Here is a 20,724-nt window from a genome sequence, read left to right on the forward strand (position 1 = left end):
CAGTTCTCTTTTATTTTTTACTTATTTCTGTAGGATTACTTCCCGAAGAGAGACAATTGAGAAGACCAAAGATGTTTTAAAAATAAAAATGGATAATAAACGGGCGGCATAACAAAAAAAGAAGGCATCCTTTTCAGACACCTTCTTTTTTATTATACTATTGAAAGTAAAAAGCCCCGATATTATAAATAATACCGAGGCCTTTTGGAAGCGAGCGGAAGACGGGACTCGAACCCGCGACCCTAACCTTGGCAAGGTTATGCTCTACCAACTGAGCTACTTCCGCAAAACATGTTTGCTCAAACTTGTGTACTCGAAGCGGGACTTGAACCCGCACAGCCGCAATGGCCAAAGGATTTTAAGTCCTTCGTGTCTACCGATTCCACCATTCGAGCATCCCTTTCTCTTAAGAGATGAGCGGAAGACGGGACTCGAACCCGCGACCCTAACCTTGGCAAGGTTATGCTCTACCAACTGAGCTACTTCCGCGTTGTTGCATTGTTTTCGTTTGCGAGTGCAAAGGTAGATGAAATTTTTGTTTCTGCAAATATTTGGATAAAAAAGTTACGTTTTATCCTGTATTTTTTAATTTATCACGACCCATTCCTGTCCACTGGACGAATTGGAAGAGACAGTATATCTTCTTAAAGGATATTTGGAAACCCCATTTACCGGAGCACCTGTACCGCCATAAGCTGCTATGTCGTATTCCGTACCGCATTCGGGGCAAGTTGCCGTACCTGCATTATTAGGTTCGATAATAATGTTTCTTTTTGCTTCATGAGGGCAACAAAGGTCGAAAGCAAAGTAAGTCGTATTGCCATACGAATCGATTCCGCAAACGACCAATACGCCCGAATATCCGGTCTTTTCTCCGGCGGTACGGGCTTTAGTGATGGATTTGTGATTGTATATGCCTACCAGATCATTGTCTCCAAAGCGCAGGTCGATTTCCAAATATACCGGTGCGTAAGGAATGTCCGATTCCTCGAATTTGGAACACGAACAAGCTAATAATATAAGTAAGCAAAATAAAAATCGTTTCATCGTTTATTAAGATAAGAGCTGTTGTTCAGCTTCGTTTACTTTATTAAACGCGAAACCGTCCACAATATTTTGCATCAGGGCGGAAATCTGGTCATTGCATAAATTACCGATGCTTCCTTCGTGCGTATGATGAACTTCCTTGACAGGGACGAATTTACCCGCTTCGATGTTCAATCCTACCTGCTTGTAAGCATCACGGAAAGGCACGCCTTCCAGCACGAGGCGGTTTACCTCCTCTACGCTAAAGAGGAGTGCATATTTGTCATCGTCTAAGATATGCTCGTTCACCTTTACTTCCCGCATCATGTGAGTAACCATGCGAAGGCAGTCTTTCAACTCGTCGAAAGAGGGAAGGAATACTTCCTTTATAATCTGCAGGTCGCGGAAATAGCCCGATGGAAGGTTGTTGCTGATCAGCGTAATCTGCTGGGGCAATCCTTGCAGCTTGTTGCATTTGGCGCGCGTCAACTCGAATACGTCCGGATTCTTTTTGTGCGGCATGATGCTGGAGCCTGTCGTGAACTGATCCGGCAATTTGATAAAACCGAAGTTCTGGCTGTTGAACATGCAAGCGTCGAAAGCCAGTTTGGAAAGGGTGGCCGCAATTCCCGCCATGGCAAAAGCCACGGTACGTTCCATCTTGCCACGTCCCATTTGGGCGTAGACGACATTATAATCGAGCGAGTCGAAGCCGAGCAGATCCGTTGTCATCTGGCGTCTCAGCGGGAATGAAGATCCATATCCGGCAGCAGAGCCTAACGGGTTACGGTTGCAAACCTTATAAGCAGCCTGCATCATCTGCAGATCGTCGGCGAGGCTTTCGGCATAAGCGCCGAACCAAAGTCCGAACGATGACGGCATGGCAATCTGTAAATGCGTATATCCGGGAAGCAGCACATCCTTATACCGGCTGCTCTGCGAGATCAGCACCTCGAACAGGCCGGATACGAGTTCTACGATTTCCTGGATTTGTGCGCGGGTGAACAGTTTCAGGTCCAGCAACACCTGGTCGTTGCGTGAACGTCCGCTGTGTATCTTTTTCCCTGTGTCACCCAGGCGGCGTGTCAGCATCAGTTCCACCTGCGAGTGGACGTCTTCCACGCCTTCTTCAATTACAAACCGGCCGCTGTCGGCAACGGCATAGATATTTTTCAGTTCGGCAAGCAGGACCGTCAGTTCCTCTTTGGTAAGCAGCCCGATGCTTTCCAGCATGGTGATATGAGCCATCGAGCCGAGCACGTCGTACTTGGCGAGATAGAGATCCATCTCACGGTCTTTGCCTACCGTAAAGGTATCCACTTCCTGGTCTACCTGAACATTCTTTTCCCAAAGTTTCTGAGCCATCAAAAATACAATTAATAAGGCAGGGATGCCAGTATGGTCGATATTTTATCGATCGCATCCTGCAACGGTTTTGATACCATTGGTTTGATAAACGGATTCAGTTCGGCGCGGACAGTCAGTTTCATTCGTGTGTCGTTCTCTTCTACCTGTTTCAACTGAATCCAGAGGAACAGGGGAACAGGGGAGTTCGTAGTCGTGAATTTGATCGTCTTGTTCGGTTCACGTTCCACGATCTGGAAGGTTATCTTGCCTACCGGTGCGACGGAAAAACTGCAAGAGTCTTTGTCGAACTCGAAATCTTTAATCTTATCCTGAGGTATGCGGTCCTGCACCTTTTCCAGGTTGGAGAGGTCGGACAGCATATTAAAAATACGATCCTCGTTGCAGGGGATCGTTTTCACTTCACTAACAAATTCAGTCATTTCTACTTACTTTGCTTCGGGATTCCAGTTTGCCGGATCTTTGCGCCATTCCTGAAGGACTGCAATTTCGGATTCGTCAATGTAATCTGTGCGCAATGCTTCTTCCAGGACTGCATCGTAGTTGCTCAGAGTCGTCAGCGTTACTTTTGCTTCTTTGAAAGCCTCTACTGCAACAGGGAAACCGTATGTAAAGATGGCAACCATGCCGGCAACGTCGCAACCGAAATTACGAACGGCCTGTACGGCCTTCAAGCTGCTACCGCCTGTAGAAACCAAATCTTCAACGATCACTACTTTTGAACCCGGCTTCAGTTCGCCTTCGATCAGGTTTTCCAATCCGTGATCTTTAGGAGTGGAACGGATGTACACGAACGGCAGCCCTAACAGGTCGGCTACCAATGCACCCTGGGCGATTGCTCCGGTTGCAACACCGGCGATAGCATCGGCATTTTCGTACTTTTCGCTGATTGTGCGAGCCAGTTCCAACTTGATGAAACTTCTGATTTCCGGATAGGAAAGCGTCTTTCTGTTGTCGTTGTAGATTGGTGATTTCCAGCCGGATGCCCATGTGAAAGGATTGGCCGGTTGCAATTTGACCGCCTTGATCTTTAATAATCTCTCTGCTACTAATCTTTCCAGTGTTTTCATACAACCTAATAAATATGTTTATATCAGTCCGCAAAGGTAGACAAAGGGAATGAGATAACCTTGTAGTTCTTCAAAAAAATAAGCCATATATATTGTATAACAGGTTTAGGGAAAGTTTGTGCCGGCTTATGCTACGGCTATGCCTAAAATACTGATCCGGATGCCGTATATAGCTTTCATGGCTTCTGCGCATGCACGCATGGTAGAGCCGGTCGTAATGACATCGTCTAACAGCAAAACATGTTTGTTTTTCAACGCATCGGCATTGTCCAGGCGAAAGATGTCCTCTACGTTTTCCGACCGTTCGAATATCTGCTTGCGGGTTTGGCTTTCGGTCTTTTTGATGCGGGACAGGGACGAGGTGTCGACTGCGATTCCGGTGACGGATTGGATGCCGCGTGCGATCCATTCCGACTGGTTATAACCTCTTTGCCTCATTCTCTTCGGGTGGAGCGGAACCGGCAAAAGGAGATCGACGGTGTCGAACAGCCCTGTCTCCCGATAGGCGGTGGCCGCCATGCGTCCCAGTTCGTATCCGAGCTTTTTGTTCCCATGATATTTTAAGGAATGGATCAGCTTTTGCCCGCTTCCCCCTTTCTTGAAATGGAGTAAAGCGGTGGCGGCGACGAAAGACACTTTCCCCTGGAAAAGCAGGCAGACCGGATTAGTCTCCATATCCGTAAAATGCGTGTAGGGCAAATGATTCGAACAATGCAGGCAAATGTGCTCTTCCCCTTCCACCAAAGGCGTCTGGCAAAGCAGGCAGAGGCGGGGAAAGAACAGGTTCAGGAGATCATTCAAAATCATCATAACGATTAATTATTTTTGTAAAGATAAGAAATAATTGGTTATTGGCTATGGCATCAAATTTAGCCAAAGTTTTTTATTATGCTTTTGATTATGTGTTTAAATTTACTATCTTTATGGCAAGATGAATAATTAACTTTTAAATAAAATGCTTATGAATAAAACTATTTTTTATAGCAATTTGATTTGCTTAGGTTTAATGCTCATTGTTTTTATTTCTTGTTCAGAAAATATAAACGAGGAAGTCAAGTGTAATGTGAAAATGTTAGAATTAGATTTGTCTTTAGATGAGGCTTTAGCATTAAGGATTGAATCGAATGGTAGTACTGTGATTCCTGAGAAAGAGGCAATATTAATGGTACAAAAAATGTTCATGGAAAAAGTTCAGACAAAAAACAATAGCTTTTTTGAAATAAAGTCTTGTCGGAAAGAGTTCTTTGATAAAATTTTCACAAAGAGTGAAGAAAATGTATCATGTTATATAGTAGAATTTACTAAAGATGGAGATATGGGATTTTCTATAGTTTCCGCAGATTATCGGGTGCCAGAAGTTTTTTCATTTTGTGAAAAGGGTTCTATTTCTGATACTGTATCTAATAAGGGGTTAAAATTGTTTTGTGATGAACTTGCTGTGTATATGAGACAAAAGGTAAGCTCCTATAATCAAGATTCTTTATATAGAGAAGTGCAGATGCGTTTTATTAAAACCAAAGGTTGGGTTGATGATGGAAATATTCATACATGGACAGTCCCTGATGTTTCATATGTTCCGTGGGACTACACTTATATGGGAAGTGGAGATACAGGATATGAAGAACTTGTTAATGAGAAATTGTTGAAGACAAAATGGGGGCAGGCTGATCCGTATAATGGGTTGCTTCCATTGGTCAGTGGCATTGAAACTAAAAATGGAAAAGCTTGGGTAGGATGTCAAATGGTAGCAGTAGCTCAAATAATGGCTTATCATAAAAAGGTATATAAAGATATTACTTTAAATGATTGGAATAGTATTACATTGATGCCGGATAGTTATAATAAAAAATTGCAATCACTTATGTACGATTTATTTTATAGTATGAAGATAGGAGATCCAAAAGTTTCTGGAACTAATTCCAGTTTAGATAAATCGGCGAAGTTTTTAAAAAATAATGGATATAGTGTGGGAGGTGAATGTGATTATGATTATCTGGATTTACAAAGGGCATTGAACACTTGTGGACCTGTTTTGCTTCGTGGAGGTGATAGTAGTGGAGGGCATGCATGGTTGGTGGAAGGAACAAAAACTGTGATTGTTACGAATTATGATTTATATGAAAAAGATGACGGGTATGATATTTGGAGAATAAAAGTAGATATTGGAGGAACGATAAGTCAATATCTAAGATGTAATTGGGGGCAATACGGTAATGCTGATGGTTGGTATAGTAGCTTTACAGGGTATTATGATAAGGGTGAAGGTAAGAAAGAACCTTTCAATTATACTAAAAATAGAAAAATGTTGAACGGAATAAAGTGATAATCATGAAACGAGTAATTGTATGCTTAATTTTAGCTTTGTTGTTTTTGAACGCTTCGGCTCAAGAATGGGCAATAGGTATCCGAGGAGGTTTGAATATGGCTCGAATAACCAATTACGCGGATGATTGGGGATGTTTCGGAAATGTCGGGCTGTTCGGAGAATGGAAAAAAGATTGTTGGGCATTGGAAGCTGATGTTTTATATTCGATGCAGGGAGTTGACTTCGATGGGTATCGCCAGAAGGATCATTACCTGTTGATCCCTTTGAAAGGTAAATATTATATACCTGCCTGTAAAGGTTTAAATGTTTTTGTCGGGCCTCAAATGGATATTTGTCTGGACCGCAATACGATGCTGTTTGATGGAGGTGCTCCTGCCGAATCTCGCAACTGTATGTTGTCTGCAACGTTTGGTCTGGGATATCGTTTTCAGTTCGGATTAGACTTGGCTGCTAATTACAACATTGGTTTATTGTCAAATATGAAAACAAGCGGTTTTGATCCTATGAGGAATAGTGTATTTCAAATATCGGTTGGTTGGTGTTTGTATAGAAGGAACAAATAGTTTGTGTAATGATAGCGATGACCATTGAAACGAATCGATTCGATCAATAATCATCGCTGTCATATTCTTCATAGCCAGAACTGTTGAACAGTTGTTTCAGGCAACGGCCGGCCTCCCTCATCTCGAAGCCGCGTCCGGCGGCGAACCGGAGCAGCTTGGTGTAAACATCCCGGTCGTCCTTGCCACGGGTTGCTTTCTTCTTGCTTTTCAGGAGGGAAAGGAGGATGGACTGGTATTCTTGTTCGTCGATGTTCGCCAATGCTTCCGAGCGGATATCGGACGGAATGCCTTTCCGCTGCATCTCGTAATTGATCTTGACACGTCCCCATTTGTTGAAGCGCAATTTGTCGTTTACGAAATAGCGGGCGAAGCGGCTTTCGTCGATAAAACGTTCTTTCAGCAGGCGGGCGACGATCCGGTCGCTTTCTTCCCCCGTCAGTCCCGCTGCTTTGATTTTCTTTTCTACGTCCTGGATGCAACGTTCGCTGGCAGAGCAATAGGCCGCTGCCCGGTGAAGCATTTCAGACTCGCTGGCCTGTTTCATTTGCGTGCTTTTACGATCCGATCCCTGCCCGACAGGTCCTGGATCAATTCGATATTCTTATAGCCTTCTTCCTCCAGCATCTCGACAACCATATTGCCGCATGCCGCATTGATTTCGAAGTAGAGGCAACCGTTTCTTCTCAGCTTATTCTTTCCGAAATGGGCGATATGCCAATAATAGAGCAGCGGGTCGTTGTCCGGGACGAAAAGAGCCAAGTGCGGCTCGTAGTCCAGCACGTTCCTCTCCATGTCTTTCTTTTCTTCCTCCTTGATGTAGGGTGGGTTGCTGACAATGACGTCGAGGATGAACGGAATGTCCATTTCCGCTTTCTCCGGGTCCAGGATGTCCGTCTGGATAAAAGTGATCGTTGCGTTGTTGCGCTTGGCGTTCCTGCGGGCGGTCGCGAGCGCTTCCGCTGAAATGTCTGTCGCAATCACGCTTGCTTTTTTCAGATGTTTCCGGAGCGTGACGGCTATGCAGCCGCTGCCCGTTCCGATATCCAATATCTTGATCCTTTTATCTGCGTTGTCGAGGATGACCTGTTCGACCAGTTCTTCGGTTTCCGGGCGCGGTATCAGGACGGACGGGTCCACTTCGAACTGCAGGCTGTAGAAATCGGCCGTACCTAATATGTATTGGATAGGCTCCATCTGTTTCAGGCGTTCGACTATTTCATGAATCCGGTTCTTTTCGTTTTCGGACAATTCTTTGTCTTTACAAAATAAAAAATGATGCGGCTGAATATTACAAACCCGCTCCATGATTAAACGAACCAGGCTGCTGACCTCGGAAGACGGATATAGATTCCTCAAAGATTCCTTAATGTATGCGATGGTTTCAGTCATGCGAATATATTTTTTTGCAAAAGTACGGAATTCTTCGCTTATATAGGCGGGTTTTTGAAAATATGATGGATAGAAGAAGAAATATCGCAGATTTCTCCGTACCTTAGTAGCGAATAATTTGCTTGTCGACAATTGTCGGCAGGCTTGTCGACAACCGTCGGCAGGTTTGTCGACAATTGTCAGCAGGCCTGCCGACAATCGTCGGCAGGCAATTACCCGGAGGGAATTTCGGGGCTGGATGCGGGCAAATCATTGTTTGGTCGGATGTAAAAACAATTTGCAATGATGGTTGTCGAAGAGAAATATATGGCCCGCTGCATCGAGCTTGCACGGGGAGGAGAAGGCAATACGGCTCCGAACCCGCTGGTCGGTGCGGTGATTGTACATAAAGGAAAGATTATAGGAGAAGGATTTCATCGCAAATGCGGCGAAGCGCATGCCGAAGTGAATGCGGTGGCTTCCGTCCGGGATGAAGCGCTTTTGCGGGATTCTACTATCTATGTGAGTCTCGAACCCTGTTCCCATTACGGAAAGACGCCTCCCTGTGCGGAGTTGATTATAAGGAAAGGCATCCCGCGTGTCGTGGTCGGCACTTTGGACCCGTTCCCGGAGGTGTCGGGGCGGGGAGTACGCATGCTGCGCGAGGCGGGTGTCGAAGTCGTGACGGGAGTGCTGGAAGAAGAGGCACGTGCCCTGAATCCTGCTTTTATGACTTTCCAGATACGGAAACGTCCTTATGTCTACCTGAAATGGGCGCAGAGCGCAGATGGTTTTATGGATGTCCGGCGGGAGGATGCATCCGAGCCTCCCGCGCTTCTGTCCTCTGCCGAGACTCTCCGAAGGGTTCACCGGCTTCGTTCCGAAGTGGCGGCCATTATGGTCGGGACACGTACGGCGTTGTTGGACAATCCGTCGCTGACCGTGCGGCATTGGGCCGGCCGGTCTCCGGTCAGGGTAGTGCTCGACCGGACGTTGAAGCTGCCGGCCGGTTCGCATCTGCTGGATGGCGCGGTGCGCACGCTCGTGTTTACAGCCGTTGAAGCCGAAAGCCGACCGAATGTCGAGTATGTGCGGATCGATTTCGGGCAGGAGGTCTTGCCGCAAGTCCTGCAATATTTATATGGGCAGAATTTGAATTCGTTGATGGTCGAAGGAGGCGCGAGGCTGTTGGAAAGTTTCCTTGACGCCGGCTTGTGGGATGAAGCCTGGGTTGAAACGGCTCCGGCAGCTCTGGGTTCAGGCGTAAAAGCGCCTGCTGTTTCCGGCATGACGGCCACCACGGAACTGAGGCATGGACATCTTTTGGAAACCTGGAAACAAAAGGTTTAAAATGAACTTTATAATTCGTAACGACACTAAAATATTATAAATATTCCCCTATATGAGGTATAAAGCAAAAAATGTTTCTACTTTTGTGCCTTTATATGCAACAAACTTATTTTTTGATGAAAAATAGAATAGTACTGTTTATAGCCGGATGTTGTGCTCTGTTATTGTCGTCCTGTCTGGGTTCGGATGATACGCAATATGAGCTGAGTAGAGATTGTCAGATTCTATCTTTTTCTTTGTCGAATGATTCTATCCCGGAACTGAAGAATGTCGTTTTTACGATCGACCAGGTAACCGGGCGTATCTTCAATATAGATTCCATGCCTTATGGGACGAAGCTGGATGAAAAGGTGATTTGTACGGTTAAGCTGGCTTCGACAGTGTATAGCTGCCAGGTTATACAGGAAGCGGTCGGAGATACGATCCCCTGGAATCTGGAAGATTCGCTGGATTTTTCCAAGCCGGTGAAGTTCATAAATACCTTGTGGGATCTTCAAACCACAAAGGCATATCTCGCACAAGTCAATATCCACCAGGTTGTTCCCGACTCGATGGTTTGGGGCATTTACAAAGAAGGCATTACGGACGGTGCTGTCAAGGAAGAAAAAGTCGTTGTTTTCGGTGAAGGAAATGACGAGTCTTATTATATGTATACGCAGCCTGTAAACGCAAGCGAAGGCTACCAGTTGTACCGCTCGGCTGTTGCGGACGGCAAGAACTGGACGAAGCTGACTGTTGCAGGCCTTCCTGCCGGAGAAGTGCTTCTCTCCCAGATCACGGCTTATGAAGATGCGGTCTATGCCGTTACGACGAAAGGCGCCCTTTATAGTTCGGCAGATGGGCAAAACTGGTCGCTTGTTGAAAATACTCCGGTGATAAAATCCCTTTTAGGCGCTATCGATGTGGACGATGACTTTACGGCAGCCGGCAAGCAGCCCTCAGCCCTTAGCGCGGTTATCGACAAGGATGGCACGCTGGTCTACGGGTATATGAATGAAGCGAAGGAATGGAATGAAGGGACACTTCTGAACGAAGGTTTCCCGTTGACCGGTTTCGGCAACCTTTCCTATAATTCGATGTTCCGCGCCCGCCTGTTAGTGGTTGCCGGAAGAGACAAGGACAATAGATTGACAAATACAGCCTGGTCGACGGAAGATGGCAGAGTCTGGGCGAAGCTGACGGACGACGAAGCGGCTCCTTTCGATAAGCAAGAGGGCGTTGCCGTGGCGGAATATGACGACAAAATGTTTATGCTGAGCGGTATCGATGAAGCAGGCAAGGCTTCTTCCGCCATTTACCTCTCACGTGACGGCGGCGTAAACTGGAACTTGTCGGATTCATTGGTCGTGATGCCGCAGCAGTTCAAAGCAAGAGGGTTCTCTTCTATCTATGTGGATAAAGACAATTATATGTATCTTTTCGGCGGAAAAGAAACCAATAGCTCGAATGTATTGAACCAAATCTGGCGCGGTCGTATTAACCGCCTGGGTTTTTAAGCATAAAGAAAGTTCGTGGAGGACCATATAATTTTATGAGCGATTCGGCGTTAGAAAAGAAGGTATAGATTATAATAAAAAACGATTATGACTTCAACTTTCTTTCAGCGCATACTCATATTAGTCCTTTTGGCCGGTTGCATGACCGGTCTTCACGCACAAGAATATAAATACGAGATCGGAGGAATGGCGGGCGGAGCCTTTTATATGGGCGATGTCAACAAGAACGCTTTTTTTAAAGGGCTGAATCCCGCGTTCGGGGCCGTTTTCCGCTATAATGCCAATTTCAGGTGGGCTTTCAAAGGCAACTTGATGTGGGGGCAGGTCTCAGGCACGACCGAAGGACAGGAAAATGTTTTTCCGGATCTTGCACAAGGTTCTTTCAGCCGGAACCTGATCGAACTGGGCGGACAGATGGAGTTCAACTTCTTTCCGTACAGTGACAAATTTGCGTATTCAAACGCAAAACGTTTCACTCCCTATATTTTTATGGGATTGGGTGTGACGGTGGCGCCGGGTAGCGGGAAGACTTTTGCCGGTCCGAACATTCCGCTCGGTGTGGGTTTGAAATACAAGGTAAAGAACAGGATCAACCTGGGATGCGAGTTCTCGTTCCGCAAACTGTTTGGCGACGGCCTGGACGTGACGGACGACGGCAATGCGTTTCTGGATGATCCCTACCACATGAAAGGTAGTTTTTTGAAGAATAAAGATTGGTATTCTTTTTTGTTGTTTACGGTTACCTGGGATTTCGGTCCGCGATGCAGGACCTGCAACAATGCGAAGAATATAGATAATATACAGTAGTTATAGATGAAAACACTATGTCGCTGATTGAACAAATAGATAAAAATCGATTGCCGCAGCATGTGGCGATTATTATGGATGGCAACGGACGCTGGGCCAAAGCGAAGGGGAAAGACCGGAGCTACGGGCATCAGGAGGGCGTTGTCTCTGTCCGTAAAGTCGTGGAAGCCGCTACAACCGTAGGTTTGAAATATCTGACGATGTACACGTTTTCGACGGAAAACTGGAATCGTCCGGAAGCGGAGGTACAGGCACTGATGAGCCTGCTGGTTGCAGCCATCCATCGCGAGACTCCCGACCTGATGAAAAATAATGTCCGCCTGATGTCGATCGGCAATCTGGACCGCTTGCCGGCAGATGCACATGCCACCTTGCAGGATTGTATCGCACAGACTTCGGCCAATACGGGCGTTACGCTCATATTGGCTTTGAGTTATTCGGCCCGTTGGGAAATAACCGAAGCTGTGAAACGCCTGGCCGGGGAGGCGGTGGAGAAGAAAATAAACCCCAACGATATAACCGAGGCTGTCGTCTCGGATCACCTGACAACCAAAGGTATTCCCGATCCGGATTTGTTGATCCGTACCGGAGGAGAACAACGCGTCAGCAACTTCCTGCTTTGGCAGTTGTCGTATGCCGAATTTTTCTTTACCGATGTGTATTGGCCGGATTTTAGAGAAGAAGAGTTGTATGGAGCTATATTGTATTACCAGCAGCGTGAACGGCGCTTCGGTAAGACAAGTGAGCAATTAATCTTATAAACAATAGCTGTTATATGTACAAAAGAATAGTGCTGTTTTTTATTTTCCTGGGATTTGCCTGCGGGGCTTTTGCTCAGGAAACTGACACTACCAAGGTTGAAGAGCCGGCAGAAGTGCCGGTCATTTCCTATTCGTCACCTCCCAAAAGGTATATCATTGATAGTATTTCGGTGACGGGGATTAAGAATTATGATGATTTTGTGTTAATCGGCTTTTCCGGCTTGTCGGTAGGGGATGAAGTTACCATACCTGAACCGGGCGGAGCGATTACGGATGCGGTAAAACGTTTCTGGAAACATGGACTATTCTCGGATGTAAAGATCCTGGCGAAAAAGATTGAGGGCGACCGGGTTTGGCTGGAAATCCAGCTCAAGCAGCGTCCGCGTATTTCGGAAGTCAACTATCATGGTATCAAGAAGGGAGAACGTGAGGATCTGGAAGCCCGTCTGGGTTTGCGCAAAGGATACCAGGTGACTCCTAACCTGATCGACCGTGCAACCACGCTGATCAAGAAGTTCTTCGATGGCAAAGGCTTTAAGAATGTGGATGTCGAAATCGTTCAGAAAGACGATATCGCGCATGAAGGCGAAGTGATCGTAGACATCAACATCAACAAGAACGAGAAAACCAAGATCCACAAGATCCATTTCGAAGGAAACAGTGCGTTATCTGATCGCGACTTGAAAAAGGCGATGAAGAAGACGAACGAAAAGTTCAGCTTGTCCAACGACTGGAAGAGCAGTATCATGGAAGCCTTCAGCACAAAGAAGTTTACGACTGAAGAATACGAAAACGATAAGAAACACATTATCGAGAAATATAACGAAAAAGGGTATCGTGATGCTGTCCTTGTGGAAGACAGCGTCGTGAACTATAATGACAAGCGTGTGGATATCTTCCTGAAAGTGGAAGAAGGCGACAAGTATTATCTGAAAGATATCAACTTTGTCGGCAATACGAAATATCCGACGGAACAGCTGACCTATATCTTAGGCATGAAGCCGGGCGACGTCTATAACCAGAAAAAACTGAATGAACGATTGACGACCGACGATGATGCTGTTTCCAACCTGTATTATAACAACGGTTACATCTTCTTCGGTGCGGATCCGGTCGAAGTGGACGTCGACAACGACTCCATCTCTTTGGAAATCCGTATTCAGGAAGGTCCGCAGGCAACGATCAACCGGGTTATCATCAATGGTAACGACCGTTTGTATGAAGACATCGTTCGTCGTGAACTCCGTACGAAGCCGGGTATGTTGTTCAGTCGTGAAGACTTGATGCGTTCAACCCGTGAAATCGCACAGATGGGACATTTCGACCCGGAAAACCTGGTTCCGCAGCCATTGCCCGATCCGGATAACGGAACGGTGGATATCCAGTACAACCTCGTGTCAAAGGCAAATGACCAGATCGAGTTCTCTGCCGGTTGGGGACAAACAGGTGTGATCGGTAAACTGAGTTTGAAGTTTACGAACTTCTCTATGAAGAACCTGCTGAATCCGAGTACTTATAAAGGTATCATCCCGCAAGGGGAAGGACAGACCTTGACATTGAGCGGCCAGACAAACGGACGTTACTATCAGGCATACAGTATTTCATTTATGGACCCGTGGTTCGGCGGTAAACGCCCGAATACATTGTCCGTGAGCGCTTACTTCTCCAAACAGACGGATATCAGTAGTAATTATTTGAGTAATAACAGTTACGGCTACAACGGCTATGGTTATGGCTATCCGTACTATGGCGGTTATGGCGGTTACGGCGGATATGGATACGGCTACGGCAATTATGGTTATGGCGGCTATAACAACTATGAACTGGCATACGACCCGGATAAGTCGATCATGATGTTCGGACTTTCTGCCGGTTACGGTAAACGTTTGAACTGGCCGGATGACTACTTCCAGTTTATGGCGACTTTGAACTACCAGTTGTATATGATGAAAGACTGGGATTACTTCCTGGTAAATAACGGTAACTGTCATAACATCAACCTGGAATTGAACTTGCAGCGTAACTCTATCGACAACCCGTTGTACACACGTAGAGGTTCACAGTTCATGTTCTCGGTTGCCGCAACTCCGCCCTGGTCATTGTGGGACGGTAAGGACTACAAGAATATGAGCGACCAGGACGAAGCCAAGTTCCGCATGATCGAATACCATAAGTGGAAATTCAAAGCGAAGATCTTCTCTCCGCTGGCTCCGCTGACAGTGAAACGTACGCCGGTCTTGATGTCACGTATCGAATACGGTTTCTTAGGCTCTTACAACAAGTATAAGAAATCTCCGTTCGAAACCTTCTATATGGGTGGTGACGGTATGAGCGGATATTCCAGTACCTATGCAACCGAAACGATCGGTTTGAGAGGTTACGAAAACGGTAGTATTGCCGGTAACGGTGGTTACAATTCATATGGGTATGCTTACTCCCGCCTGTCGATGGAGTTGCGCTATCCGTTCCTGCTGGAACCGTCTTCAACGATCTATGGTCTGGTATTCGTCGAAGCGGGTAATGCCTGGAGAGATTTGAAAGATTTCAACCCGTTCCAGTTGAAACGTTCTGCCGGTGTCGGCGTTCGTATCTTCCTCCCGATGATCGGTTTGATGGGTATCGACTGGGCTTACGGTTTCGATCGTCCCGACGGAAGCTCCCAGAGAGGCGGCAGCAACTTCCACTTCATTATCGGACAGGAGTTTTAAGGAGTTGAGAGTTGAAAGCCCGAACACAAAAGAGGCAATCGGATTGGGTTCCGGTTGCCTCTTTTGTGTTCGGGCTTTCCTTACGAAGTTTTCCTAAGTCTGTTAAATTGTTAATTGTATCTTATTAATTTTCAATTTTCAACTTTCAATTTTCAATTCTCTTATCTTTGCAGTCAGAAGGTAAAACTATAAATGACATGTGTATGAAAAAGATTATTGCCTTAAGCTGTTTGTTGTTCCTCTGCTCGTTTGCAGGGCACGCACAAAAGTTTGCTTTAATAGATATGGAATATATATTGAAAAATATTCCGGCTTATGAAATGACGAATGAGCAGTTGAGCCAGGTCTCCAAGAAATGGCAGAACGAAGTGGATGCTATCCAGCAGGAAGCGCAGAACATGTACAAGACTTACCAGAGTGATCTTGTATTCCTGTCTGCCGAGATGAAGTCGAAACGTGAAGAAGCGATCGTGCAGAAAGAACAGGAAGCGCAGGACTTGAAACGTAAGTATTTCGGTCCCGAAGGCGAGCTGTTTAAGAAACGCGAAAGCCTGATGAAACCGATACAGGATGAGATCTACAATGCCGTGAAGGAAATTTCCGAAGATAAAGGCTATCAGATGGTCATGGACCGGGCGTCGTCGATGAATATCATTTTTGCTTCTCCGAAGATCGATATAAGCAATGAAGTCCTGATAAAGTTAGGATATTCAAAATAAATGCTTACATTTGTGCGCTTTAATGAAGCAAGTTAAGAATATGATTAATAACAAGTAATATTTTATAGGAAAATGAAGAAACTGATTATTTTTTTGTTGATGATGCTCCCGTTGGGCGTTTTTGCTCAAGAATCTAAGATTGCGATTGTAAATACGCAAGAAGTGATCCAGGCTATGCCGGAATTTGCAAATATGCAGAAACAAATGGCTGACATGGAAGCCAAATATAAGAACGAAATGCAGGTCATGCAGGATGAATACAATAAGAAGTATTCTGATTTTGTCGCTCAGCAGGATTCATTGACAGAAAATATCAAAATGAGAAGAATGCAGGAATTGCAGGATATGGAACAGCGTACACAGAACTTCATCCAGATTTCCCAGCAGGATTTCCAGAAGAAGCAGGGTGAGTTGTTCACTCCGATCCAGGACAAACTGAAAAATGCAATCAAGGCAGTCGGTGACGAAAAAGGATATATTTATATTCTGGATCCGCAGATTGTTCTTTATCAGGGTAACGCTGCAGTTGACGCAACTCAGTTCGTAAAAGCTAAGTTAGGTATTAACTAATATAATTAGCAATCATAAAATAGCGAAGGATGCCTTTCCAAGAGGGGCATCCTTTGTTGTCTATATCTCATTTGAATTTCTAAATTAATAACTTCTCCCATGTTTTCACCAGCACCAGGCCCGATTGGCATCTTCGACTCCGGTTACGGAGGGCTTACCATTTTTGATAAGATCATGGAAGCGATGCCGGGGTATGATTATGTTTATTTGGGCGATAACGCCCGTTCGCCATACGGCCCGCGTTCGTTCGAGGTTGTGTATCGTTTTACAAGGCAGGCTGTGGAAACGCTTTTCAATGAAGGATGCCAGCTTGTGATCCTGGCTTGCAACACCGCTTCGGCAAAGGCATTGCGTACGATCCAGCAGCGGGACTTGCCGCAGTGGGACCCGGAACGCCGGGTGTTGGGTGTAATCCGTCCGACGGTGGAGTTGATGGATAAGATCAGCAAGAGCAAGCATGTAGGTATTTTGGGGACGAACGGAACCATCACTTCCGGTTCCTATTCGATGGAAATAAAGAAGATGTTTCCGCACATGACGGTAACGGGCGAAGCCTGCCCGATGTGGGTCCCGTTGGTCGAGAATAATGAATTTGCTTCACCGGGAGCGGACTATTTCGTCCGGAAACATCTGGAACATATTCTGGCTGCCGATCCGGAGATCGATACGCTTGTCTTGGGTTGCACGCACTATCCGTTGCTGATCGAAAAGATCAAAGCGTTCCTGCCTGCCGGAATCACTCTGTTTTCGCAAGGGGAATATGTGGCTGCAAGTCTGACCGACTATTTGCACCGCCATCCCGAAATGGATGCGCGTTTGACAAAGCGAGGCGATTGCCGCTTCCTGACCACCGAATCCGCCACCAAATTCTCAGATGCCGCCTCCGTCTTCCTGAGCCATCCGGTGGAGGTGGAACAGATTTCGATCGATTGAAAATTAAGAAAAACTGAACCTATATTTTAGGCACGGATTTCACGGATTACACGGCAAGAAGTTTTTTCAAAACATATTTAAACCGTGAAATCCGTGTAATCCGTGCCTAAAATTGTTTCAAATCTGGCAAATTATGAAATATATCTGCATCATACTCTCTTTACTTTTCTCCGTTTTCTGCCAGGGGCAGGATCTGGATGGATATATGGCGGAACGGGGCTTAGTGGATGTTTCCGCTATGGATACGACGTTGCGGGTGGAACTGGTATATGCGACGGCGGATAATTTCCTTGGGAAAGTTGTTTATTCCGGGATCACGCGTGCCTGGTTGCATCCCGATGCGGCCCGCAAACTGCTTGCCGCCCATCGGCTGTTGAAACAGGAACATCCCGGATGGCGGTTTGTGGTCTATGACGCTGCCCGTCCCATGTCGGTACAGAGGCAGATGTGGGCGCTTGTCCGGGGAACCGATAAGACGAATTACGTCAGCAATCCCGCGAACGGAGGCGGCCTGCATAACTACGGGCTGGCTGTCGACCTGACGATCCTCGACGAAAAAGGAATGCCTCTTCCTATGGGCACTCCTTTCGATTATTTCGGGGAAGAAGCGCATACCAATAACGAAGAGGCATTGCTGGAGAACGGGCGGATTACCCGCGCCGAATATGAAAACCGCCGCCTGCTACGACGGCTTATGCGAAAAGCCGGATTCCGTTCCATCCTGTACGAATGGTGGCATTTCAACGCTTGCACTCGTGCAGAAGCACGACAGGGCTATCCGGTGATAGACTGATCCCTTTCTCTTAGGCGATATTTTTTCCGAACGGCGTGAGAGCCAGTGCAGCCATCTTGAAATGCTGCCGGCCGAAAGGAATACCGATAATCGTGATGCACAACAGCAACCCGAAAAACAGGTGCGTCAGGCAGATCCAAAAGCCACCGATGAATATCCAGATCACGTTCATGACTAAGCACAGGCAACCGCCTGAATTGCCGTTGTCCGTCACCCGGCTACCGAAAGGCCAGAGGGCCAGCATTCCTAACTTCAATGTCTGCAACCCGAAAGGGATACCGATTATCGTAACCATCAGCAGCAAGCTGGATATCAGATATTCCACAGCGGTAATCAATCCGCCGCAGATAAGCCAGATGATATTTCCCAAAAACTTCATAGCGTCAATATTATAAATTGTTTTTTACTCTCATGCTGTCCAATTCCGCCAACACCGTCTGCTTCACGATTGCGAAGCTGTCGCGCAGTTCCGGTTTGACCGGCAGCGAAGGCGGAGCTTCCATCTGTAGCGGGTTGATCGGCTGTCCGTTCTTGTATACCCGGAAATCGAGGTGAGGCCCTGTCGAAAGGCCCGTCGAGCCGACGTAGCCGATTACCTGTCCCTGCCCGACATGGCTGCCGACTTGTATGCCTTTGGCATATTTGCTCAGGTGCATGTAGGAAGTCGTATATACGGAGTTATGTTTCACTTTCAACGTATGGCCTCCGCCACCCATATAACCTTTGGCAATGACGGTCCCGGCCCCGATGCTCTTGACCTCCGTCCCGACGGGAGCCGCATAGTCCACTCCATGATGTGCCCGGTAGCGTTTCAGGATCGGATGGAAGCGGGCGTTCGTGAAGCGCGAAGTGATGCGGAAGAAATCCAGCGGAGCTTTCAGGAAGGCCTTCCGGAGGCTGTTTCCTTCGAGGTCGAAATATTCGAAAACGCTATCCTGGGTAAACGGTATGGCTGTAAAATCTTTTCCCTGATGCGTGAAGACGGCTCCCTCGATGGAGGTGATATTCAGGGCGGTGGTGTCGTCTATATAGGCAACGTCATACAGTACCCGGAACGAGTCTCCTTCCTTCACGTCGAAGAAGTCGATCTGCCAGGCATACACATCCGAGATCTTGATCGCCAGCAACGGGTCTGCCCCGCTTGCCTTGATCACGTTCCAGAGGGAAGAATTGATCGTGCCTTCCGTATAATGGCGTTTGATGGTAATGGGCTTGTTGAATTCGTATGCCAGGATCGAACTGCCTGTCAGGTCGATGACGGCGTAGTCGACAAGTGATTTGGCAAAGGCGATATAGCGGATATCGGCCACACTGTCCTGGGTCGTAAACGTATAATAGTTCATACCCGCGCGAAGTTTGGTCGGGTCCAGGACATTGATGGAGGCTTTCGTAATGCTGTCCGCTTTCAAGGCGGAGAAACCGAGGGCAGAAAAGATAGAGGCTGGGTTATCGCCGTTTCTCATCTTATATTCCGTCACGTTCAACGAGTCGATGCAAACGCCGTATTGATATACGTGTTGCAAGCTGTCCAGCCATTCGCTGTCGACTCCTTCTTCTTCGGGTTGTTGTTTCGTATGTGTGCAGGAAAAGCAGGTAAGCAGTCCTGCGAGTAACAAATATAGGACGATGCTCTTATTCATTCTCCGGCTTCTGATTCTTTTGTTTTCCTGTTTGTTTTTCCAGTTCGTCGATCCGTTTTTGAAGTCTGTGGACTTCTTCCCGTTCCTGCTTTAACATCAGCCGGTAGGCATCGATGATTTGGGAGAAGGAAACATTGTCGTATTTATGGTTGTTCGTCTGTTCCTGATGGCCTACTATATTATTATATACAGGGCTGTTGGTGTTATTTTCATTTTCAATATTGAATGTGTTATTTTCAATATTGACCGAAGCCTCTTCCGCTCTCATTTCTTTGATTGTTTCAACCGAAACATCCAAAGCCTTTGCCAGTTTATCCAACATCTCGTCGTCTATCTTTTTCATCTCCATCAGTTCCTCTACCTGTTTTTGTGACAATTGAAGTGCCTTTTCCAGGTCTTCCACTTTAAGTCCTTTTCTATTCATAAGGCGAACGAGGTTGCGTCCGTGATGTATACTGCTGTCGTTCAATAAATCTTTTGTGTCCATATCATACTATTTTATACGTTGCAACAAATATACAAAATTAATCCGTAAGCCTTATTAATTGACCAACTCCTTTGTCGCTGATTCGGATATTGGCGAAGCATAAATGTTGATACCGGTAAATCATCATTCGGATTATTATTCTGCAAACTTGCTATTGATTGCGAAAACAACTGTCATACTATCATGCTTTGCTTTTTGTAGTGTGAATATCAATGCTTGTACGGAATGATAGTTGCATGATAGTTAAAAAGGAAACTATCATGCCTCTATGTTGTGATATTCAAGTTATATACAAGAAACATGATAGTATGATAGTTGTTTTTTTTAATCCATTGTAGTATTGACAAGTTTGAACCGTAAATGCAGATTTACCGGTGAGCTAACAGGCAAGGCTGCACCTCGTGCCGCAAGCTCTCTTTTGCCGTCTGCTTCAGCAGACGGATAGATGATTGTTCCCGGCTTTGCCGGTTCCTCTGTGGGTTTTAACCCCCTTAAATACAATAGATAAAGGGACTGAAGTCCACAGAGGAAGAGGCTTTGCCTCCTGATCTTTTAAAGGGGCTGTCCAAAAAGTGTGACAGCCCCTTTTGCTATTGTTTATTTCGGTAAAAAGTAGTATCTTACCGTTGCAAAAAAACAAACATTATAGCAATGGCTAAGATAGTATTTAAAGAGTTAACATCCAACCAAAATGTACTTTTTCCGGTTAGTTTATCGGAAAAGATAGCTCCCAATCATCCCG

The 20,724-nt window shown here is 46.2% G+C and carries 21 protein-coding genes and 3 tRNA genes; 11 read left to right on the plus strand and 13 right to left on the minus strand.

What is annotated here, in order from left to right; genetic code table 11:
• Positions 1 to 213: 213 nt before the first annotated feature.
• From H8S65_RS19175 to H8S65_RS19210, 8 genes are all read right to left on the minus strand, one after another.
• Positions 214 to 286: transfer RNA gene (locus H8S65_RS19175), tRNA-Gly, on the minus strand.
• A 24-nt stretch (positions 287 to 310) separates the two neighbouring features.
• A tRNA-Leu gene (locus H8S65_RS19180) sits at positions 311 to 395 on the minus strand.
• Between the two features lie 21 nt (positions 396 to 416).
• Positions 417 to 489, minus strand: a tRNA-Gly gene (locus tag H8S65_RS19185).
• 96 nt (positions 490 to 585) lie between these two features.
• A complete protein-coding gene (locus H8S65_RS19190) occupies positions 586 to 1,047 on the minus strand; it encodes a Rieske (2Fe-2S) protein (RefSeq protein ID WP_186931437.1) in 462 nt (153 codons plus the stop codon).
• 6 nt (positions 1,048 to 1,053) lie between these two features.
• Positions 1,054 to 2,391 (minus strand): argininosuccinate lyase, encoded by a 1,338-nt coding sequence (argH, locus tag H8S65_RS19195; protein WP_186931438.1) that lies wholly within the window; start codon positions 2,389 to 2,391, stop codon positions 1,054 to 1,056.
• An 11-nt stretch (positions 2,392 to 2,402) separates the two neighbouring features.
• Complete coding sequence (locus H8S65_RS19200) at positions 2,403 to 2,813, minus strand: SRPBCC family protein (RefSeq protein WP_186931439.1); 411 nt, start codon at positions 2,811 to 2,813, stop codon at positions 2,403 to 2,405.
• Positions 2,814 to 2,819: 6 nt separating this feature from the next.
• Positions 2,820 to 3,461 (minus strand): orotate phosphoribosyltransferase, encoded by a 642-nt coding sequence (pyrE, locus tag H8S65_RS19205; protein WP_008152633.1) that lies wholly within the window; start codon positions 3,459 to 3,461, stop codon positions 2,820 to 2,822.
• A 126-nt stretch (positions 3,462 to 3,587) separates the two neighbouring features.
• Positions 3,588 to 4,268 (minus strand): ComF family protein, encoded by a 681-nt coding sequence (locus H8S65_RS19210; protein ID WP_186931454.1) that lies wholly within the window; start codon positions 4,266 to 4,268, stop codon positions 3,588 to 3,590.
• Between the two features lie 154 nt (positions 4,269 to 4,422).
• On the opposite strand from H8S65_RS19210, the gene H8S65_RS19215 reads away from it, so the two are divergent.
• Together H8S65_RS19215 and H8S65_RS19220 are read left to right on the plus strand one after the other, a co-directional pair.
• Positions 4,423 to 5,784 (plus strand): C10 family peptidase, encoded by a 1,362-nt coding sequence (locus tag H8S65_RS19215; RefSeq protein WP_186931440.1) that lies wholly within the window; start codon positions 4,423 to 4,425, stop codon positions 5,782 to 5,784.
• A 5-nt stretch (positions 5,785 to 5,789) separates the two neighbouring features.
• Entirely contained in the window at positions 5,790 to 6,350 is a 561-nt protein-coding gene (locus H8S65_RS19220; RefSeq protein ID WP_186931441.1) for an outer membrane beta-barrel protein, read from the plus strand.
• Between the two features lie 43 nt (positions 6,351 to 6,393).
• Here H8S65_RS19220 and H8S65_RS19225 read toward each other — a convergent pair whose 3' ends face one another.
• Both H8S65_RS19225 and prmC read right to left on the minus strand, forming a co-directional pair.
• Positions 6,394 to 6,894 (minus strand): regulatory protein RecX, encoded by a 501-nt coding sequence (locus H8S65_RS19225; RefSeq protein WP_186931442.1) that lies wholly within the window; start codon positions 6,892 to 6,894, stop codon positions 6,394 to 6,396.
• Positions 6,891 to 7,739 (minus strand): peptide chain release factor N(5)-glutamine methyltransferase, encoded by an 849-nt coding sequence (gene prmC / locus H8S65_RS19230; RefSeq protein WP_186931443.1) that lies wholly within the window; start codon positions 7,737 to 7,739, stop codon positions 6,891 to 6,893. The genes H8S65_RS19225 and prmC overlap by 4 nt, the downstream gene beginning before the upstream one ends.
• Positions 7,740 to 8,021: 282 nt before the next feature.
• Here prmC and ribD point away from each other — a divergent pair, with 282 nt between their 5' ends.
• The 9 genes from ribD to H8S65_RS19275 all read left to right on the plus strand — a co-directional run bounded on the left by ribD (position 8,022) and on the right by H8S65_RS19275 (position 17,855).
• Complete coding sequence (ribD, locus tag H8S65_RS19235) at positions 8,022 to 9,068, plus strand: bifunctional diaminohydroxyphosphoribosylaminopyrimidine deaminase/5-amino-6-(5-phosphoribosylamino)uracil reductase RibD (protein WP_186931444.1); 1,047 nt, start codon at positions 8,022 to 8,024, stop codon at positions 9,066 to 9,068.
• A gap of 71 nt (positions 9,069 to 9,139) precedes the next feature.
• Positions 9,140 to 10,564: a BamI family beta-barrel-assembly machinery protein gene (gene bamI / locus H8S65_RS19240; protein WP_186931445.1), complete on the plus strand. Its 1,425-nt coding sequence runs from the start codon at positions 9,140 to 9,142 to the stop codon at positions 10,562 to 10,564.
• An 87-nt stretch (positions 10,565 to 10,651) separates the two neighbouring features.
• Entirely contained in the window at positions 10,652 to 11,371 is a 720-nt protein-coding gene (gene porG / locus H8S65_RS19245) for a type IX secretion system protein PorG (protein ID WP_186931446.1), read from the plus strand.
• 17 nt (positions 11,372 to 11,388) lie between these two features.
• Positions 11,389 to 12,132: an undecaprenyl pyrophosphate synthase gene (gene uppS / locus H8S65_RS19250; protein ID WP_186931447.1), complete on the plus strand. Its 744-nt coding sequence runs from the start codon at positions 11,389 to 11,391 to the stop codon at positions 12,130 to 12,132.
• A gap of 14 nt (positions 12,133 to 12,146) precedes the next feature.
• Positions 12,147 to 14,840: an outer membrane protein assembly factor BamA gene (gene bamA, locus H8S65_RS19255; RefSeq protein WP_186931448.1), complete on the plus strand. Its 2,694-nt coding sequence runs from the start codon at positions 12,147 to 12,149 to the stop codon at positions 14,838 to 14,840.
• Positions 14,841 to 15,043: 203 nt separating this feature from the next.
• Entirely contained in the window at positions 15,044 to 15,559 is a 516-nt protein-coding gene (locus H8S65_RS19260) for an OmpH/Skp family outer membrane protein (protein WP_005637338.1), read from the plus strand.
• Positions 15,560 to 15,631: 72 nt separating this feature from the next.
• A complete protein-coding gene (locus H8S65_RS19265) occupies positions 15,632 to 16,129 on the plus strand; it encodes an OmpH/Skp family outer membrane protein (RefSeq protein ID WP_186931449.1) in 498 nt (165 codons plus the stop codon).
• A gap of 99 nt (positions 16,130 to 16,228) precedes the next feature.
• Entirely contained in the window at positions 16,229 to 17,062 is an 834-nt protein-coding gene (murI, locus tag H8S65_RS19270) for a glutamate racemase (protein ID WP_186931450.1), read from the plus strand.
• Positions 17,063 to 17,195: 133 nt separating this feature from the next.
• The gene (locus tag H8S65_RS19275) at positions 17,196 to 17,855 is read left to right on the plus strand and encodes a M15 family metallopeptidase (protein WP_186931451.1); all 660 of its coding nucleotides are present in this window, start codon (positions 17,196 to 17,198) and stop codon (positions 17,853 to 17,855) included.
• 10 nt (positions 17,856 to 17,865) lie between these two features.
• Here H8S65_RS19275 and H8S65_RS19280 read toward each other — a convergent pair whose 3' ends face one another.
• Genes H8S65_RS19280 through H8S65_RS21165 form a run of 3 tightly spaced genes read right to left on the minus strand, consistent with a single transcriptional unit; the run spans position 17,866 to position 19,982 of the window.
• Positions 17,866 to 18,234, minus strand: coding sequence for a YccF domain-containing protein (locus tag H8S65_RS19280; RefSeq protein WP_186931452.1), 369 nt, complete (start codon positions 18,232 to 18,234; stop codon positions 17,866 to 17,868).
• Positions 18,235 to 18,244: 10 nt separating this feature from the next.
• Positions 18,245 to 19,495, minus strand: coding sequence for a M23 family metallopeptidase (locus H8S65_RS19285; protein WP_186931453.1), 1,251 nt, complete (start codon positions 19,493 to 19,495; stop codon positions 18,245 to 18,247).
• The gene (locus H8S65_RS21165) at positions 19,488 to 19,982 is read right to left on the minus strand and encodes a helix-turn-helix domain-containing protein (RefSeq protein ID WP_255489323.1); all 495 of its coding nucleotides are present in this window, start codon (positions 19,980 to 19,982) and stop codon (positions 19,488 to 19,490) included. The genes H8S65_RS19285 and H8S65_RS21165 overlap by 8 nt, the downstream gene beginning before the upstream one ends.
• Positions 19,983 to 20,724: the final 742 nt, after the last annotated feature.

The sequence above is a fragment of the Parabacteroides hominis genome, from assembly GCF_014287585.1.
Taxonomy (GTDB): Bacteria; Bacteroidota; Bacteroidia; order Bacteroidales; family Tannerellaceae; genus Parabacteroides; species Parabacteroides hominis.

Bases quoted from the DNA above. Each gene is read 5' to 3' on its own strand.
- bamA (WP_186931448.1), top strand. From the start codon at position 12,147: ATGTACAAAAGAATAGTGCTGTTTTTTATTTTCCTGGGATTTGCCTGC.
- H8S65_RS19200 (WP_186931439.1), bottom strand. From the start codon at position 2,813: ATGACTGAATTTGTTAGTGAAGTGAAAACGATCCCCTGCAACGAGGAT.
- murI (WP_186931450.1), top strand. From the start codon at position 16,229: ATGTTTTCACCAGCACCAGGCCCGATTGGCATCTTCGACTCCGGTTAC.
- ribD (WP_186931444.1), top strand. From the start codon at position 8,022: ATGATGGTTGTCGAAGAGAAATATATGGCCCGCTGCATCGAGCTTGCA.
- prmC (WP_186931443.1), bottom strand. From the start codon at position 7,739: ATGACTGAAACCATCGCATACATTAAGGAATCTTTGAGGAATCTATAT.
- uppS (WP_186931447.1), top strand. From the start codon at position 11,389: ATGTCGCTGATTGAACAAATAGATAAAAATCGATTGCCGCAGCATGTG.
- bamI (WP_186931445.1), top strand. From the start codon at position 9,140: ATGTTTCTACTTTTGTGCCTTTATATGCAACAAACTTATTTTTTGATG.
- H8S65_RS19265 (WP_186931449.1), top strand. From the start codon at position 15,632: ATGAAGAAACTGATTATTTTTTTGTTGATGATGCTCCCGTTGGGCGTT.
- H8S65_RS19285 (WP_186931453.1), bottom strand. From the start codon at position 19,495: ATGAATAAGAGCATCGTCCTATATTTGTTACTCGCAGGACTGCTTACC.
- pyrE (WP_008152633.1), bottom strand. From the start codon at position 3,461: ATGAAAACACTGGAAAGATTAGTAGCAGAGAGATTATTAAAGATCAAG.
- H8S65_RS21165 (WP_255489323.1), bottom strand. From the start codon at position 19,982: ATGGACACAAAAGATTTATTGAACGACAGCAGTATACATCACGGACGC.
- H8S65_RS19280 (WP_186931452.1), bottom strand. From the start codon at position 18,234: ATGAAGTTTTTGGGAAATATCATCTGGCTTATCTGCGGCGGATTGATT.
- H8S65_RS19260 (WP_005637338.1), top strand. From the start codon at position 15,044: ATGAAAAAGATTATTGCCTTAAGCTGTTTGTTGTTCCTCTGCTCGTTT.
- H8S65_RS19215 (WP_186931440.1), top strand. From the start codon at position 4,423: ATGAATAAAACTATTTTTTATAGCAATTTGATTTGCTTAGGTTTAATG.
- H8S65_RS19190 (WP_186931437.1), bottom strand. From the start codon at position 1,047: ATGAAACGATTTTTATTTTGCTTACTTATATTATTAGCTTGTTCGTGT.
- argH (WP_186931438.1), bottom strand. From the start codon at position 2,391: ATGGCTCAGAAACTTTGGGAAAAGAATGTTCAGGTAGACCAGGAAGTG.
- H8S65_RS19210 (WP_186931454.1), bottom strand. From the start codon at position 4,268: ATGATTTTGAATGATCTCCTGAACCTGTTCTTTCCCCGCCTCTGCCTG.
- H8S65_RS19275 (WP_186931451.1), top strand. From the start codon at position 17,196: ATGAAATATATCTGCATCATACTCTCTTTACTTTTCTCCGTTTTCTGC.
- H8S65_RS19220 (WP_186931441.1), top strand. From the start codon at position 5,790: ATGAAACGAGTAATTGTATGCTTAATTTTAGCTTTGTTGTTTTTGAAC.
- H8S65_RS19225 (WP_186931442.1), bottom strand. From the start codon at position 6,894: ATGAAACAGGCCAGCGAGTCTGAAATGCTTCACCGGGCAGCGGCCTAT.
- porG (WP_186931446.1), top strand. From the start codon at position 10,652: ATGACTTCAACTTTCTTTCAGCGCATACTCATATTAGTCCTTTTGGCC.